The organism is Azospira sp. I13, assembly GCF_003112695.1.
In the GTDB taxonomy this organism is placed as follows: domain Bacteria; phylum Pseudomonadota; class Gammaproteobacteria; order Burkholderiales; family Rhodocyclaceae; genus Azospira.
Genome location: NZ_BFBP01000002.1, coordinates 1 through 17,161 on the forward strand (window position 1 = coordinate 1; position 17,161 = coordinate 17,161).

Annotated in this window: 7 protein-coding genes and 2 tRNA genes; 6 read left to right on the forward strand and 3 right to left on the reverse strand. The window is 65.1% G+C overall.

All coding sequences use genetic code 11. The features are described 5' to 3' along the window. Window positions 1-82: 82 nt before the first annotated feature. Together AZSI13_RS00030 and AZSI13_RS00035 are read right to left on the reverse strand one after the other, a co-directional pair. Window positions 83-159 (reverse strand) — tRNA-Met (locus AZSI13_RS00030). 120 nt (window positions 160-279) lie between these two features. Then, on the reverse strand, window positions 280-897 hold the full coding sequence (locus AZSI13_RS00035) for a ParA family protein (protein WP_109039143.1): 618 nt from the start codon (window positions 895-897) through the stop codon (window positions 280-282). Between the two features lie 163 nt (window positions 898-1,060). Between AZSI13_RS00035 and AZSI13_RS00040 the strand changes: the two genes are divergently transcribed. After that, a complete protein-coding gene (locus AZSI13_RS00040; protein ID WP_109039144.1) occupies window positions 1,061-1,867 on the forward strand; it encodes an IclR family transcriptional regulator in 807 nt (268 codons plus the stop codon). A 9-nt stretch (window positions 1,868-1,876) separates the two neighbouring features. On the opposite strand, the gene AZSI13_RS00045 is transcribed toward AZSI13_RS00040, so the two are convergent. Beyond that, window positions 1,877-1,952: transfer RNA gene (locus tag AZSI13_RS00045), tRNA-Thr, on the reverse strand. A gap of 85 nt (window positions 1,953-2,037) precedes the next feature. Between AZSI13_RS00045 and AZSI13_RS00050 the strand changes: the two genes are divergently transcribed. The 5 genes from AZSI13_RS00050 (at window position 2,038) to AZSI13_RS00070 (ending at window position 17,101) form a co-directional block, all read left to right on the forward strand. Next, complete coding sequence (locus AZSI13_RS00050; protein WP_109039145.1) at window positions 2,038-3,807, forward strand: GGDEF domain-containing protein; 1,770 nt, start codon at window positions 2,038-2,040, stop codon at window positions 3,805-3,807. A 171-nt stretch (window positions 3,808-3,978) separates the two neighbouring features. Further along, the gene (locus AZSI13_RS00055) at window positions 3,979-4,698 is read left to right on the forward strand and encodes an FkbM family methyltransferase (protein WP_109039146.1); all 720 of its coding nucleotides are present in this window, start codon (window positions 3,979-3,981) and stop codon (window positions 4,696-4,698) included. A 90-nt stretch (window positions 4,699-4,788) separates the two neighbouring features. Beyond that, complete coding sequence (locus AZSI13_RS00060; protein ID WP_109039147.1) at window positions 4,789-13,677, forward strand: TylF/MycF/NovP-related O-methyltransferase; 8,889 nt, start codon at window positions 4,789-4,791, stop codon at window positions 13,675-13,677. Between the two features lie 53 nt (window positions 13,678-13,730). Then, window positions 13,731-15,434: a tetratricopeptide repeat protein gene (locus AZSI13_RS18110; RefSeq protein WP_165833250.1), complete on the forward strand. Its 1,704-nt coding sequence runs from the start codon at window positions 13,731-13,733 to the stop codon at window positions 15,432-15,434. After that, a complete protein-coding gene (locus AZSI13_RS00070) occupies window positions 15,431-17,101 on the forward strand; it encodes a tetratricopeptide repeat protein (RefSeq protein WP_109039149.1) in 1,671 nt (556 codons plus the stop codon). Before AZSI13_RS18110 ends, AZSI13_RS00070 begins: the two co-directional genes overlap by 4 nt. Window positions 17,102-17,161 lie beyond the last annotated feature (60 nt).

Consider the following 17,161-nt stretch of genomic DNA (forward strand, 5'->3'; position numbering starts at 1 on the left):
GCGCTTGATTCATTTGTCCGACCTAAGCCGGAACACCCAACCAAGCACCTACACCTATCGGTTGTCCTACTTTTTAAAGAGCTGGTTGCGGGGACAGGATTTGAACCTGTGACCTTCGGGTTATGAGCCCGACGAGCTGCCAGACTGCTCCACCCCGCGTCCGTCAGAGAAGCGAGATATTATCAACTCCTCTGAACCTCGTCAACCCCTGCCGGTTTATTTCTTGCTTCGCTTTCGCTAGCTGCACCGGCCGGTGCGTCGAGGGAGGCGAACTATACCTTAGCCATTTACCCAGTGCAAGAGATTTTCCCACTGTTCGTGATCTCGCTTGAATTTTGCCCGGGGAGGATCAAATACGGACAGCCCGGCAGCGGCCACGTTTACATAGTTCTGGGTGTTGCGCAGATAGCCAACGATAGGAATATCGAAGTGGCGCAGGAACTCTTCCAGCATGGTAGCTGCCCGGGTACGAGGATCAACCCGCATGGCAACGATCCCCAGCATCTGGCGACGCCCACGGGTTTCCTGACGCATCGAATTGAGAAAATCTTCCGTGGCGGCCATATCAAATATGGAAGGAACCACGGGAATAAGTACCTTATCCACGCGACGCAGGTAATCCGACAACTTGAAGCCCTGCAGCCCAGCCGGCGCATCCAGCACCACATGATCCACATCCTGAGGCGGATTGAACACCACCTGATTACCCGCAAAATAACCGGTCACCGGCGCCATGGCGGGATCGCGGAATGCCATCCAGCGCAATGAGGACTGTTGCCGGTCCAGATCGCACAGGGTCACCTTCTTGCCCTGATTGGCAAAATGCCCAGCCAGATTTGTGGCCAACGTGGTCTTGCCGCAGCCGCCCTTCGGATTAGCAACCAATATTGCTTGCATACCTACCCCTTTCGCACTCGAATTGCCCCGGCGCCCATCCTATGCAGCCAAGGGAACAGCGATTATATGCGAAGGTACTGACAAAGCAGGCTCCCGCCATGGGCGGCAGGGGTTAATATGGCAGCCGCGTTTGCGACTGATGGTTATAGATAGTCATATATATATGGACAAAGAGAAGACAAAAGGCCGCCAGGGCATCCAATCCATCGAGGTGGGCGGCAAACTGCTCCAGGTGCTGGCTGCCAATGGGCGCTCGATGATGCTCCGGGATCTGGCCAAATCTGCCGGCATGCCCGCCGCCAAGGCCCATCGCTACCTTGTCAGCCTGATCCGCATGGGACTGGTGGAGCAAGACCACGCAACCGGTCGCTACGATCTCGGGAGTTTTTCCCTGGAACTTGGGCTGGCCGCCATGGGACGCCTGGATCCGATCCGCCTGGCCACTCCCATATTGGAAGATCTCTGCGAGCGTATCGGTGAAACGGTGGCTCTTGCCGTCTGGGGCAACCACGGCGCTACCGTCGTCCGTCTGCTGGAAGCAGGGGGGCCGATCACCGTCGCCCTGCGTGCCGGGACGGTACTCCCCTTGGCCAGTTCGGCAACAGGAAGGGCTTTCGCCGCCTTCTTCCGCTCCCCCTATCTACGGCAACTCCTCGAACAGGAGCTGAAGGGGGCCGCCGAAGCCCAGAGCATTTCCCTCGGCATTGCGCGTCGGGAGATGGACAGCCTGCTTTCGGAAATCCGCAGCCAGGGCATTGCCCGCGCCAGCGGCAGCTTTTCCCCCGGCATCAACGGCTTCAGCGCCCCGGTATTCAACCAGGCGGGGACCATGGTGGCAGCAATTACTTCACTGGGGCCCATCGGCAACTTCGCCAACGACTGGGAAAGCAATATTGCGGAGGAAATCAAACGGGCAGCCCAGAACCTCTCCCAGAGACTGGGATACAGCAAACCGGTTCAAGAGCAGTAAGAGGAGGGATGGTGCCGGGTACCGGAATCGAACTGGTGACCTTCGCATTACAAGTGCGCTGCTCTACCTACTGAGCTAACCCGGCGAGGGCGCCATTATAACCGAGCCGGCTTCCCTCAAAGCGCAGTCATATAGAATGGTTCAACTTTAAAGCTTTTCGGCATATTCCAATGGTAGCCAGCACCAATCCCTCCGAGATCGCCCGCGAAGTACTTCGGCAACTGGCCGTTCGCCGCATTCCGCCAACGCCCGACAACTACTTCACCCTTTACTACGAAATCGCCGAGCAAACCCCGGGGGACGGGCTTTTTCCAGAAAAGCAGTGCAAGGACCTTCTCGGCGCCCTGGATCGGGGGCGGCCAGCCCATTCGCGGCTGGTGCGGATACTGGAAGACGCCATCCGGGACAAGAGCTGGGAGCGTTTCCAGGGCGCCTGGAGCAATTTTCTGGCGGAAGGTGGCAACGAGCCGCCGCCTTGGGGTGAGTTGATCGCCGAACTGATGCGCCAATGGGAAACCCATCACGCCGGCCTCACCCCCGGCAAAAAGCGGGATGCCCTGGACCACGTACTGGGCAGCACCGGCAAGGATCCCGACCTGCTCTACTCCCGGCTGCGCAATCTGTTGACGGCCTGGGGGCAGAACAGCAACGGCGACGACATGGAGCTGGCGACCCAGCCCCCGGAACTGGCCCAGGCTGCAGCGACCGAAAAACCCGAAGCCGCCGCCCTGCCCGACTCCGAACTCACAGGCGAACTACGAGAGCTCTTCGCCTTCGCCCTGGAAACTGCCATTGCCACCCAGCTGGTGGAAAACCCCAAGCTGGCCGAAGAGGCTCGCTCCCTGGCCAAATCCGTACGCAGTGCCGTCAGTACTAAAACCCTGAAGAAGGTACTCGACGCCCTCAAGCAGTTTGCCTTCCGTCTTGAACTGATGGCCGATGACCAGCGCGAACTGCGCACCGGCCTGCTGCACCTGCTGCAATTGCTCATCGACAACGTCAATGAACTGGTGGAAGACGACCAGTGGCTGCATGGCCAGATCGCCGTGGTGCGGGACATCGTCGCCCGCCCCCTGTCCCTGCGGGCCATCGACGATGCCGAGCAGCACATCAAGGAAGTCATCTTCAAGCAAAGCCAGCTCAAGCACAGCCTGAACGAAGCCAAGGAAGCCCTCAAGGACATGCTGGCCGGCTTCGTGGACCATCTGGCCGACTTTGCCGACTCCACCTCGGATTACCACGACAAGGTGGAAACCTGCGCCCAGCGCATCGCCACTGCCAAGAACATCACCGAACTGCGCACGGTCATCGACGAGGTGATGCGGGAAACCCGCATCATCCAGCTCAATGCCCAGCGCTCCCGGGACGAGCTGCGGGTCACCCAGCAGCGGGTGCGGGAATCCGAGCAGCGCATCAGCGAACTGCAGGTGGAACTGGACAAGGCCAGCAGCCTGGTCCGCCACGACCAGCTCACCGGCGCCCTGAACCGCCATGGCCTGGAAGAAGTCTTCCAGAAGGAAGCAGCCCGCACCCAGCGGAGGCGCACGCCGCTATCCATCGCCATTCTCGACATCGACAATTTCAAGAAGCTGAACGACAGCCTCGGCCACGATGCCGGCGATGCCGCCCTGGTGCATCTCATCAACGTCATCAAGAACACCATGCGCCCGACGGACCTGGTGGCCCGCTACGGTGGCGAGGAATTCGTCATCATCCTGCCGGATACCGCCCTGGATGAAGCCACCCACGCCCTGCAACGGCTGCAGCGGGAGCTGACCAAACACTACTTCATGCACGACAACCAGAAGCTGCTCATTACCTTCAGCGCCGGCGTCACCGAATACCAGGCCGGCGAAGAGCAGGCTCAGGCCATCAAGCGGGCCGACGGCGCCATGTATGAAGCCAAGCACACCGGCAAGAACCGGGTCGTCAGCGCGTGAGCGTTCCCCGGGAAACCTGTCGGGCTACCCCGGCAAACCCCGACAACCGGCCCGGCCCCTTGCCCGCAACATGTTCTTTTCCAGCCCGGATTGGTAAACACACCGGATAAATGGTAAAAAAGGACATCAACTCTTCCAGACGGCGCCCTGCCCGGGGATTTAGGAATCAGGATGAATACTGAGCACGACTATGCCTCCCAGCTCTACCGTATTGGCATTCTCAACTGGCAGTCCATGCAGCACTCGGGCGAAGCCTTTTTCCTGCGGGATCACCTGAAAGGCAAGATCGGCCCCGTGGTGGTGGATGTGGGCGCCAATATCGGCCTGTATTCCGGCCTGGCGCTGGAATCTTGCCCTTCGGCACAGGTTTATGCCTTTGAGCCCCACCCGGAAACCTACCGCAAGCTGCAGCACAACCTGCCCGGCATCCAGGCCTTCAATTACGGCATGGGCTCTGCCGCCGGCAGTTTCACCATGTATGACTATGCGGACCAGGCGTCTTCCCACGCCTCGCTGTACCAGGAGGTGTTCACCACCATCCACCAGCGCCCCCACCGCAGCTTCGAAATCCAGATCCGCACCCTGGATGAAGTCCTCCCCGAGTTGGGCATTACCCACATCGACCTGCTCAAGGTGGATGTGGAAGGCCACGAGCTGGAGGTTTTCAAGGGGGCTGCCCGCTGCCTGCAGCAAGGCATGGTCCAGGCCATCCAGTTCGAATTCAATGAAATGAACATCGCCTCCCGCACCTATTTCAAGGATTTCTTCGAATTCCTGAGGGACTACCGCTTCTTCCGGCTGCTGCCCAACGGCTATTACCCCATTGAGCACTACTCGCCGCTGGCCTGCGAAATCTTCGCCTTCCAGAACATCGTCTGTTTCAGGAAATAGGCCCCAGCGCCTCCCGCTCCAGCCCTTCACCCTCTCGCTCCCTCCGGCCAACGCGTGCAACCCGACCCCAGGCAAGGACCCGATCTCCCCATGCGCCTCTTTATCGTCAGCCTCAACGCCTCCGCCAATCTCCCCGCCACCGAAGCCCTGGCCAACAGCCTGGAGGCCTGGGCCGGCCAGCAGCAGATTGCCTGCCTGCGCCACAGCCGGGACATTCCGCGGGAAGATACCGTCGCCGAGCCCCTGGAGGCCGCCTTCGACCGCGCCAGCCAGGGTGCCTTCCGCTGGCTGGCCGGCAGCGTTGCCCCCGAGTGCGGCCCTGAGGACCACCTCTTTATCCTGGCCCCCCGCCTGGCCGAACTGGATGCCCTGATCCGTTGGTACGGCGCCCAGTCCGCCGCCTGCCGTCCGAGTCTTGGCATCCTCCTCAATCATCCGCCCAGCGACGGTCTGCCGGGGGGCGTCGATCCCCTGCTCTCTGACCGGCTGCACCCCCAGTTCTTCCGCCAGCTCAACGAGGTGGCCGCAGGTCGGATCAGCTATTTCTGCATCGAAGAAAACCTGGGTGACCAGTACCTCGCCTGGCTACAAAGCAATCTCCATTACCTGCCGGCAGCCGGCGAGGCCCGCAGCCGCGCCATTCTCGCCAATGTCGGGGGACTGCAGCAAAACACTGGCCCCGCTGACCTGCAACGCCTGATCTCGCCGTTGCTCGCCCAACAAAGCGGCCTCACCCTGCTCGACGGCCTGGGGGGCGATTACACGCCAGCCTTGCTGGAAACCCTAACCGCCGTAGAGTCCTACACCCGCTTGCCAGAAGCCGCAGAGGTTGCCGACCTGGCCACCCGTTGCGCTCCCGCCACCCTCAACCGCCGCGGTTTCCGCCCCGGGGATGAACAATGGGCCAATGACTTTGCCGCACGGGCCGATGTGGCCCTATCCCACGCCCTCGCCGCCCCCGAGCTCCTGCAAAAGCTCTGGTCCAGCCTGGCGCCCGCCGGCAGCCTGCTACTCCTGGGCGACGTGGAAGCCAGGCCGGAAGGCTTTGCCACCAACGGCTGGCGTATCGATATTTACCGCGCCGGCACAACTCCCCAACGCTTCGCCACCCTGGTAGGCAAAGAAGCGGAAGGCTACGTGCGCCTGCGTCCGGCCCTTCTCAACCTGCCCGCCGACTGGCACTGGCTGCCTCTGCCGGCAGCCCTGGAGCCCAGCGCCCTGACGGCCGAACGCCTGGCAAGGCTGAGCCGCCTCGCTGCCCTGTCCCCCGTGGCCGCCGCCCGGGAAGCCGCCACCGCCCTGGCCGCCGACCCGGACGATGCCGAACTGGAACGCCGCCACGCCCAGTGGCTGCTGGAGCTAGGCGATCTGGAAGGCGCCGTCGCCCACTGGAGTCATCTGGTACAAAGCCAGCCGGAACGCCGGGATGCCACAGAGTCCCTTTCCCGGGCCCTGGTATCCCTGGGCGAATACGGCATTGCCGGCGCCATCCTCGACAATCATAGCCAGTACGGCAACGGCACGGCTCCAGCCCTGGACCTGCTGCGCAAGGCAGTGCTGCGCACCGGCGAACTGCTACCGGAATCCCCGCCGCCCCTGCCCGGTCGCCTGGGTTTCCTGCAGATCCATACCTTCTACCCGGCCTATCTGGAACAGTTCTACGCCAAGCGCCCGGCCCTGCGCGGCCAGGACTTTGCCACCATGATCAAGGCCCTGGAAGCCGATGCTTTCAGCGCCAACCACATGCTCACGCCCTACCTGGGCGCCCTGGGCTACGACTGCCAGCTAATCGTCGCCAACGACCCGGTTTCCCAGGGCCGCTGGGCTGCCCAGCATGGCCTGCCCAATGGCATCGGCATGATGGAAGTGGTGCGCCAACAGGTGGAAACCTACCGGCCCGAAGTGCTCTACCTGAGCGAGCCCATCAGTTTCGACACCCGCTTCCTGCAGACCCTCAGCTACCAGCCCCGCCTGGTGCTGGGCTGGCGTGGTGCCCTGGCCTCCCCTGATACCCGCTGGAACGGCTTTGACGTCATGCTCTCGGGCCTCAGCGGCATCCGCGAACTGGCCCTGAAGTTAGGGGCGGCTCACGCCACCCACTTCTTCCCCGGCCACCCGAACTGGATCAACCCCCAACTGAACGGCATTGAGCCCCAGGTGGATGTACTGTTTACCGGCCAATGGACCATCGGCCAGCACGAAAAGCGCAACCAGCAACTGCTGGCCCTAGCCGAGGCCGCTGGCCACCCGGATGCGCCCTTCTCCCTGGCCCTGCACCTCAGCGGTCAAACCCAGGGGGTGCCGGAATCCCTGGCACCCTACGTCCGCCCGCCGGTTTACGGCATGGAGATGTACCGCACTCTGGCCAGCGCCCGCATCGTGGTGGATGGCCGAGCCGACCACTGGATGTTCGACCCTGCCACAGGCAAGCCGGTGGACGTGGGCCGCGGCGAAACCGTGAACATGCGCCTGTTCGAAGTGACCGGCGCCGGCCGCTTCCTCATCACCGAGCGTTTCGATAACCTCAGCGACTACTTCGAACCCGGCCTGGAGGTGGAAACCTTCAGCAGCCGCGAAGAGCTGGTGGACAAGATCCGCTATTACCTGGCCCACCCGGACAAGCTGGAAGCCATTGCCCGCCGCGGCAAGGAACGCTGCCGCCGGGATTACGCCATGGAATGGCGGGCCGCCCATTTCGACCGCATCATCCGCCGCCATCTGGCCCTGCCCCAGGCAACCTCTGTGGCAGCGACGCCCCGCCAGGCTGCGCCGACGCCGGCTGCAGGGCTGCGCGTTGTCCAAGCGACCCAGGCCAGCCACGCCGCCCCAGCAGTTCAGGTCACGGTTGCAAGCAAGGTGCCCGGTAGTGCCGCCGAAGTGCAGGCCCTGATGCAGCGCGCCGAGGCCGCCCTCAGCCTGGGCCAGGCCCAGGAAGCCCTGAATCTGGTCATCGACGCCAAGAAGGGGCGCATTCCCACGCCCGGCCTGGATGTGCTGCGCGCCCGCTGCTTTGCCGGCCTCGGCCAGCCCTGGCACGTGGCCGAATGCCTGCGGGAAGAGCTGCGCTACTTCCCCGACAACCAAGAGGCCCGCGAACTGCTGGCCCGGCTCGACAACCGCCCGGCCAGCCAGGGCGTGCCCCAGGATGAGTTCACCGAACTGCTGCAGGTGATCCGCCCCTACACCATGCTCAGCGAGGCCCGCCTGCGCTCCCTCTACGACAGCGCCAAGCGCATTTGCGCCGCCGACCTGCCGGGCAACTTCGTCGAGTGCGGCGTGGCCGCCGGCGGCTCCTCCGCCCTGCTGGCCGCTGTCATTGCCCGCCATAGCAAGCGCCCGCGCCAGCTCTTCGCCTTCGACTCCTTCTCCGGCATGCCGACACCGGGGGAAAACGATACCCACCAGGGCCAGCACGCCGAGGACACGGGCTGGGGCTCCGGCACCTGCGCCGCGCCGGAAGACAGCGTGCGGGAAGCTTGCCGCAAGCTGGGGGCCGAGCATGTCCTAGTCCCGGTGAAGGGCTTCTTTGAAGACACCCTGCCGGTGGAACGCAGCAAACTGGGCGATATCGCCCTGCTGCACCTGGACGGCGACTGGTATTCCTCCACCCGGGCCATCCTCGACAACCTCTACGACCAGGTCACCGCCCAGGGCATTTTCCAGGTGGACGACTACGGCCACTGGGAAGGCTGCCGCAAGGCCATCGAGGAATTCCAGAGCGAACGCCAGGTTCGCTTCCCCATCGAACCCATTGACGCCGTGGGCGTGCGCTTCACCAAGCCCCAGGGCGGCGCCCTGGCGGCGACGGCCGACCTGCCCCTGCCGCCCATCCTGCATTTCAGCACCTGGGAACGGGGCGGCGCCGGCATGGCCGCTGCCCGTATCCGCAACGCCCTGGTGCAAGGCGGCACCCAGGCCGGGCTGGCGGTGCTGCAAAAAAGCAGCCGCCAGACCGACGTCACCCTGCTCTGCCCTCAGGGTAACCGGGCCGAAGCCAACCTCAGCGTCGGCACCTCGCCCTACCTGGCCACGGCCACCCAGGGCTGGGCCAACACCCTGGCGGCCTACCCCCACCGGGCGCCCTATATCGAAGTTTTCAGCAATGCCCAGTCCCCCCTGGACCTGGAACGCCTGGCCGGTTTCAAGGGCGTGCGCCTGGCCCATTTCCATTGGGTGGCCGGCATGGTGCATTTCCCCGCCGCCCCCCGGGCCCTCGCCGGCAAGTCGGTGGTGTGGACCCTGCACGACATGGCGGCCTTCACCGGCGGTTGCCATTACGCGGGCGACTGCCAGCGCTACACCGGCAACCCGGGCTGCGGCACCTGCCCCATGCTGGGTTCCGGCACGGACGAGGACGCCTCCCGCCAGGACTGGCTGACCCGCCAGACGGCTTACGCGCCCCTGGACCTGACGGTGGTCACCCCCAGCCGTTGGCTGGCCGACTGCGCCCGCCAGAGCCCCCTGTTTGCCGGCAAGCGCGTCGAGGTCATCGCCAACGGCATCGACCTGCAACGCTTCCGCCCCCTGGACCGCCACAGCCTGCGCCAAGCCTGGAACATCGCCCCGGATGAAGCCGTGGTGCTGTTCGGTGCCGACAGCATCCAGAATCGCCGCAAGGGCTTTGACCTGCTGCTTGCCGCCCTGGAGGCCCTCGGCCGCCAGGCGCCGGGTCGCCCCATCACCCTGGCCGCTTTCGGCTCCCTGGCGGCCGGCTTTACGCCGCCCCCGGGCTTCCGCTTCCTGCATCTGGGCGACATTGCCGACGAAGCCAAGCTGCCGGAAATCTATGGTCTGGCGGATTTGCTGGTACTGCCCTCCCGGGAAGACAACCTGCCCAACACGGCGGTGGAAGCCCTGGCCTGCGGCATTCCCGTGGTGGGCTTCAACGTCGGCGGCCTGCCGGACATCGTCGAAGATGGCCGTACCGGCTGGCTGGCCGCACCCGGCAATGTGGAAGAACTGGCCGAGCGCATCCTGCGCATTCTCGCCGAAGGCGCCCCGGCAGCCTGGGCAGCCCGCTGCCGGGCCAAGGCCGAAGCCGACTTCGATTGCCACCAGCAGGCTGAAAAATACCGCCAGCTCTACGCCGAGCTGCTCAATGGCCAGGAAAGCCGGCTGCAATTTGCCACGCCCCTGGAGCAGCTGAACTGGGAGGCCGAATGCCTGCTCGCCCTGGGCGAGCTGGAAAAGGCCCTGGTTCCCCTGGAGCAGGCCCTGCAGCAGGACGCCAAGCACCCGCGCACCTTAGACAATCTGGCCGCCCTCTGCCTCGCCGCCGGCCATCTGCAGGAGGCGCTGGACTGGTCGGTGCAGGCCTTCGAGCAAACCCCCGGGGAACCGCAGATTGCCCTGCACCTGCTACAGACCCTGGGTTCCCTGGGCCAGCAGGATGCGGCCCGGCAGGTACTGGAGGTCTTCCTCGGCACCGTCACCACGCCCCCCGGCCCCGTCTTCTACGCCCGCCTGCCCGAAGGGCTGGCCGGCAGCGTGCCGACGACGACTCAGGCAACAGCGGCAATGCCGGCTGCCGCCGCCCAGGCGGGTGGCAGGGCGCCGCGCATCACGGCCATTGTCTCCACCTACAAATCAGCGGAGTTCATCGGAGAATGCCTGGATGACCTGCTGGCCCAGACCGTGGCCGACCAGATCGAGATCATGGTGATCGACGCCGATTCACCGGAAAACGAAGGGGAGATCGTTCGCCAGTACCAGGCTCGACATCCGAACATCCGCTACATCCGCACGCCAGAGCGTATCGGCGTCTATCCCGCCTGGAACCTGGCGATCCGCGAGGCCCGCGGGGAATATCTGATTTCCTGCAGCACCAACGACCGGCTGAAGAACACCACCTGCGAAATCCTCATGGCCGAGCTGGACAAGGATGCGGAGACCATGGTGGTCTATGGCGACTCCCTGGTCACGCCCCTGCCTCACCAGACCTTTGACAATCCGGTGATCGGCGGCAGCCAGTTCTGGCCCCCCTACTCCTTCCAGCTGCTGCTCAAGGAATGCATGGTGGGCTGCCACCCCATGTGGCGCCGCAAGGTGCATGAGGAACTGGGACTGTTCGACGAAAGCTACGCCGCCATTGGCGATCAGGACATGTGGCTGCGCATCGGCGAGAAGTACCCTCTGAAGCACATCCCGGTAATCACCGGCCTGTTCTGGGCCACTCCCGGCTCCCTCTCGGGCAACAGCGAAGTCTCCAACCCAGAAGTGGAGCGGGTGCACCAGACCTACCAGCGCCGGGCCGACTACCGTCGTTGGGCCGACCGCAAGAGCATCCAGGAAATCGACGCCCAGCTCTTTGCCGAGCGCATGCTGACCCGCTGGCAGCAACGTCCGGCCATGCTGATGCTCACCGTGGTCAGCGCCGCGGAGCAGGGCCGGCTGGCCCAGACCATTGCTTCCCTGCAGACCCAGCTGTACCAGGACTGGAAGCTGATCGTCATCGCCGACACCCCCGCGCCGAACCCCATTTTCGAGCAGACCGACATCCTCGGCTGGCTGCAACTGGATTCGGTGGACGACCCGGAGCTGCTGGCCACGGCCTTCAACCAGTTGGCGGAAAGCATCGCCAGCGACTGGCTGACCGTGATTCCGGCCGGTAGCACTTTCGAACCCCACTGGACCCTGGCAGTAGCCGACTACGCCAATCTGGACCCGAAGTGGCAGGCCATCTACACCGACCATGACGCCCTGGCGCCCGCCGGTTTCCGCTGCGATCCCTGGTTCAAGCCCGATTTCAACCTGGATTACCTGCGCGCCATGGACTACGTGGGCCCGGCCCTGTGGTTCAAGCGGGAAGCCTTTGAGGCCATCGGCGGTTTCCAGCCCTATCCCGGTGCCTGGCAGTACGAGGCCCTGTGGCGCCTGCATGACCGCTGCGGCCCGGGGGCCATCGGCCACCTGCCGGAGCCCCTGCTGCACCTGCCCCAGGGCCTGGCCGCCCACCCCCTGGCCCAGGCCGCCCGCCAGGCCGCGGTGGAAGCCCATCTGGCGCGACAGAACATCGCCGCCACGGTAACGCCGGGCATGGCGCCGGATACCCTGCGCATCGCCTACCAGCACGCCGCGCAGCCCAAGGTCTCCATCATCATCCCCAACCGGGACAGCGTCTGGTACCTGCAGCCCTGCATCGACGGCCTGCTGGAAAAGACCACCTACGCCAACTACGAAATCATCGTGGTGGACAACCAGACGGAGGAGCCGGATACCCTGGCCTACTACCGCCGCCTGGAGCAGGAACACGGGGATGTGGTGCGCATTGTTCCTTTCGACCACCCCTTCAACTTCTCCGCCCAGTGCAACCTGGGGGTGGCCGCCGCCACCGGCGACTACGTGCTGCTGCTCAACAACGACACGGAAATCGTCCAGCCCGGCTGGCTGGAGCAGTTGCTCAACCATGGCCAGCGGCCGGAAGTCGGCGCCGTGGGCTGCCGCCTGGTGTATCCGGAAAAAGGCCTGATCCAGCACGCCGGGGTCGTCCTCGGCATGGACCGGCTGGCCGCCCATGCCTTCAACAAGGTGCCCATGACCGAGCCGGGCTACATGAACCGGCTCCAGGTGGACCAGGATTACAGCGCCGTCACCGCCGCCTGCGTGCTGGTGCGCAAATCGGTCTATGAGTCCCTTGGCGGCCTCAACGAAGTCGACACGCCGGTGCTCTTCAACGACGTGGATTTCTGCCTGCGCCTGCGGGAAGCCGGCCATCTGGTGGTGTGGACGCCCTGGGCCACCCTGGTGCACCACGAGAACAAATCCCTGGTGCTGGAGGTTTCCTCCCTGCGCAAGCACGCCGATGCCGCCGCCCGGGACGAAAAAACTGCCGACTTCATGCACCAGCGCTGGCAAGGCTGGCTGGCCAACGACCCGGCCTACAACCGTCACCTGTCCCTGGACGACAAGCACTCCTTCGACCCGGAACCGGTGCTGGTGGCGGACTGGGACACTCATTTCCACGATCGCCCCCGGGTGCTGGCCCAGCCCATTGCCGGCGGCGTCGGCGAATACCGCTTCATCGCCCCGCTGCGCGCCCTGGCCGCGGCCGGCGAGGTGCAAAGCACCATTGTCCAGTCGCCCCGCTACCACGACATGCGCTACCCGACCCTGACGGAGATGAACCGTCTGGCACCGGATGCCTACATGGTTCAGGTGGATTTCTCCCCCCTGGCCCTGCAGTGGATGAGCTATTTCAAGAAGCACCGTCCCGAGATGCTGCGGGTGGTGATGATGGACGATCTGATCACCCAGCCGCCCAAGGACAGCCCCATCCACAAGGCCATCCCGCGGGATATTCGGCAACGCCTGCGGCGTTATTTCGAGCAGGTGGACCGGGTGGTGGTGAGTACCGAGCCCTTGCTGGAATTCGCCCGGGAGTTCATCGACGACGTGCGCCTGGTGCCCAACAGCCTGCGGGACGACCTCTGGGCCCACCTCAGCTCCCGCCGCCGCGCCGGACCCAAGCCCCGGGTGGGCTGGGCCGGCGCCCAGCAGCACAAGGGCGATCTGGCCATCATCACCGAGGTGGTGAAGGAACTGGCCCAGGAGGTGGATTGGGTCTTCTTCGGCATGTGCCCGGACGAAATCCGCCCCTACGTAGCCGAGTACCATGAGTTCGAGGTGGGGGTGGAAGCCTACCCGGCCAAGTTGGCCAGCCTCAATCTGGACCTGGCCCTGGCGCCCCTGGAGCAGCACCCCTTCAACGAGGCCAAGAGCAATCTGCGCCTGCTGGAGTACGGCATCCTGGGCCTGCCGGTGATCTGTACGGACATCCTGCCCTATCGTACCGACAACGCCCCGGTGACCCGGGTGCCCAATGAGCACGGTGCCTGGCTGTCCGCCATCCGCGCCCGCATCCATGACCTGGATCTGGCAGCTCGGGAAGGCGATGCCCTGCAGGCCTGGGTCCGCCGCCACTACCTGCTCAGCCAGCGCCTGGAGGCCTGGAAGTCGGCCCTCACCGACCCACGGGCCTGATGCACCCCGGGGCCGCCCGAGTGGGCGGCCCCTTTTCTTTCCGAAATGCCACGATGACGCTCCCTCCCCGTACCCCGGAAGCCCTTTCCGCCTGCTTTGCCAAGGCCGTCCAGGCCCAGCAGCAGGGCGACCGGGCCACGGCGGAAACGCATTACCGCCTGATTCTCGATGTCGTACCCCAGCACCTGGACACGGCCCACAACCTGGCCATCCTGCTGGGGGACCAGCAACGCCATGGCGAAGCCCTGGCGCTGTGGCAGGGCGTGCTGGCCGCCGCCCCCGATAGCACGGACGCCCGCATCGAAGCCGCCCTGACCCGCATCCGCATGGGGGATGCCGCCAGTGCCAAGGCGGACCTGCTGCTAGCCGTGGCGCTCCAGCCCACCGATGACGACACCTGGCGCCGCATCGCCAGCGGTTTCGTACTGCTGCGGGAATTTCCCGATGCGGTGGATGCCTACACCGCCGCCCTCGGCTGCAACCCCCAGGAGCCGCGCAACTACACGGCCTTCGCCTCCCTCTGTTCCCACCTTGGCGAGTACGCGGTGGCCCGGGAGCTGGCGGAAACGGCCACCCGCCTGGCCCCGGACCTGCTCTGGGCCTGGGTGGAACTGGGCAATGCCCAGATGAAGGAAGGCACGCCGGAGGCCGCGGCGGCGAGCTTCCGCGAAGCCATCCGGGTCGCCCCCCGGGAAGCCGTGGGCTACTGCAACCTGGCCATCACCCAGATGGAAAGCATGGCCCTGGAAGCCGCCAAGGCGACCCTGGACCAGGCCCTGGCCCTGGACCCGGAGCATCCCCTGGCGCGCTGGAACCGGGCCCTGGTCCAGCTCACCCTGGGCCAGCTGCGGGAAGCCTGGCCGGATTACGAATATCGGCGCCAGGCCAACATCCAGGGCGTCATCTACCGGCCGACGACGCCCCAGTGGCGCGGTGAGCCCATTGCTGGCCAGCGCATCCTGCTGCTCAGCGAACAGGGGCTGGGGGATTCCCTGCAATTCATCCGCTACGCCCGCCTGCTCAAGGCCCGGGGTGCCTGGGTGGCAGTGCGCATCCAGGCACCGCTCAAGCCGCTTTTCAAAGAACTGCCGGAAATCGATGCCCTCGTCGATGAAAGCGAGCCAGTGCCGGAGACGGACTGGCACTGCCACCTGCTTTCCCTGCCCCTGGCGTTCAACACCGGCTTGGACGATCTGCCAGCGCAAACGCCCTATCTGCACGCCCCTGCCGCAGCGCGGCAACGCTGGCAAGCCCTTCTGGCCGGCCTCCCCGGCGGCCCGAGAATCGGCCTGGTCTGGGCCGGCGGCAAGCGCCGCCACATGGCCGACGCGGTGCTGTTGGACGCCCGCCGCAGCCTCGAGCTGCGACAGTTACTGCCCCTCGCCGCCATTCCGGGCCTGACCTTCATCAGCCTGCAAAAGGACGAAGCCGCCGCCCAGGTGGCGCCTCTGGCGGCGCAATGGCCGATCCACGACTTCAGCCGTGAGTTGAAAGACTTTGCTGAAACCGCCGCCCTGGTGGAGCAGCTCGATCTGGTCATCAGCGTCGATACCGCCGTCGCCCATCTCGCCGGTGCCCTAGGCAAGCCGGTGTGGCTGCTCAACCGCTGGGATACGGACTGGCGCTGGCTGCTGGGCCGGGACGATTCCCCCTGGTATCCCAGCCTGCGGCAGTTCCGCCAACCGGCGCCCGGCGACTGGGAGGGCGCCATTGCGGCCCTCACCGCCGCCCTGGCACAGTGGAAACCCGCCCCATGAGCCGGGTGGACAGCCTGCTGCGTCAAGGGGAGCAAGCTTTCAACCAGGGCGACGTGGCCGGCGCTGAACGGTGTTTTGCTGAAGCGGCCCGCCTGGCCCCCCAGGCCTGGCAAATCCACTTCAACCTGGGCATGTGCCGGGATCGGCTGGGCCAGCGGGAAGGTGCCTTTAGCGCCTACGAAGCCGCCCACCGCCTGGTGCCGGACCATCTCCCCGTCCTGACCAATCTGGCAGTCAATGCCTTTCACCTGGGCAAGCTGCAACTGGCCCTGGACCTGACCCTGAGCCAGGTGGCGCTGGAGCCGGCCAACGCCCTGGCCTACGACAACCTGGGGCAGATCTTCCGCCAACTGGGCCAATACGAAGGGGCCGAGCTGTCCCTGCGCAACGCCCTGCTGCTGGCACCGGATGCGCCGGCCATCCATAACAACCTGGGCCTGGTGCTGCTGGACCAGAACAAGCTGGCCGAGGCGGAGCAGGCCTTTCTCGGTGCCCTGGCGAAGAATCCCGACCAGGTGGACGCTCTGGTGAACCTGAGCACCCTGTACCAGGGCCAGGGGCGCTGCGAGGAAGCTCTGGCCTGCTTCGAGCGGGTGCTCGCCCTGCAACCCCAGTCGGCGGTGACCTGGACCAATCTGGGCAACGTGCTGAAATCCATGGGCCGCTACCAGGAGGCCCTGGAGGCCCAGCGCAAGGCGGTGGAACTGGCCCCCGACTACCCCCTGGCCCACTGGAATTACGCCATCTCCCTCCTCGGCCAGGGTCAGTGGGAAGCTGGCTGGCGGGAATATGAATGGGGTGCGGCCAGCGGTACCCGTACCCGATTCTCCGACCGACTGCCGCGCTGGCAGGGCGAACCCTTGCCGGGCCGGCGACTGCTGCTGCGCAGCGAACAGGGGCTGGGCGACACCTTGCAGTTCGTCCGCTTTGCCCGCTATCTGGAGGGCAGCGGCGCCCATGTCACCCTGGAATGTCAGGCACCGCTGATACCGCTGCTACAAGGCCAGCTGCCCGGCATCGACCGCATCGTTCCCCAGGGCAACGATCTGCCGGCCGATGCCTGGGGCTGTGATTGTTATCTTTCCCTGATGAGTCTGCCCTTTGCCCTGGGCCTGGGCACCCCACCGCTGCTGGAGGGGGCCTATCTCCAAGCCCCGGTAGAGCACCTGGCCCGCTGGGGTGAACGGCTGGGGCCCCGGCAACGGCCCCGCATCGGCCTGGTCTGGGCCGGTAATCCCCTACACCGCAACGACCATCAGCGCTCCTGCTCCCTTGACGCCTTGATGCCCCTGCTGGGGCTGGAGGCCGACTTCTTCAGCCTGCAGCTTCCCGCGCCGGCCGGCTTGCCGGCTTCCCTGAAAGACATTACCGCCGGTATCCAGGACTTTGCCGATACGGCGGCAATCGTCAGCCAGCTGGATCTGGTAGTGGCGGTGGATACGGCAATCGTTCATCTGGCTGGCGCCCTGGGCACCCCGGTCTGGCTGCTACTGGCCCGGGATGCGGACTGGCGCTGGCAACAGGAGGGGAGCGGCAGCCCCTGGTATCCACACCTCAAGTTGTACCGGCAAAAAATGCCGGGGCAATGGTTGCCGGTCCTTCAAGCCTTGGCGGAGGACCTGCAGCAGGCCCTTCCAGCGTTTCAGGAAAAAATTTCTCAAATGTAAAGATGCCCGAAATACGGGCTTCTCCCGGGTGTATTCAGCTCCAGGCCAGGTTCATTTTAG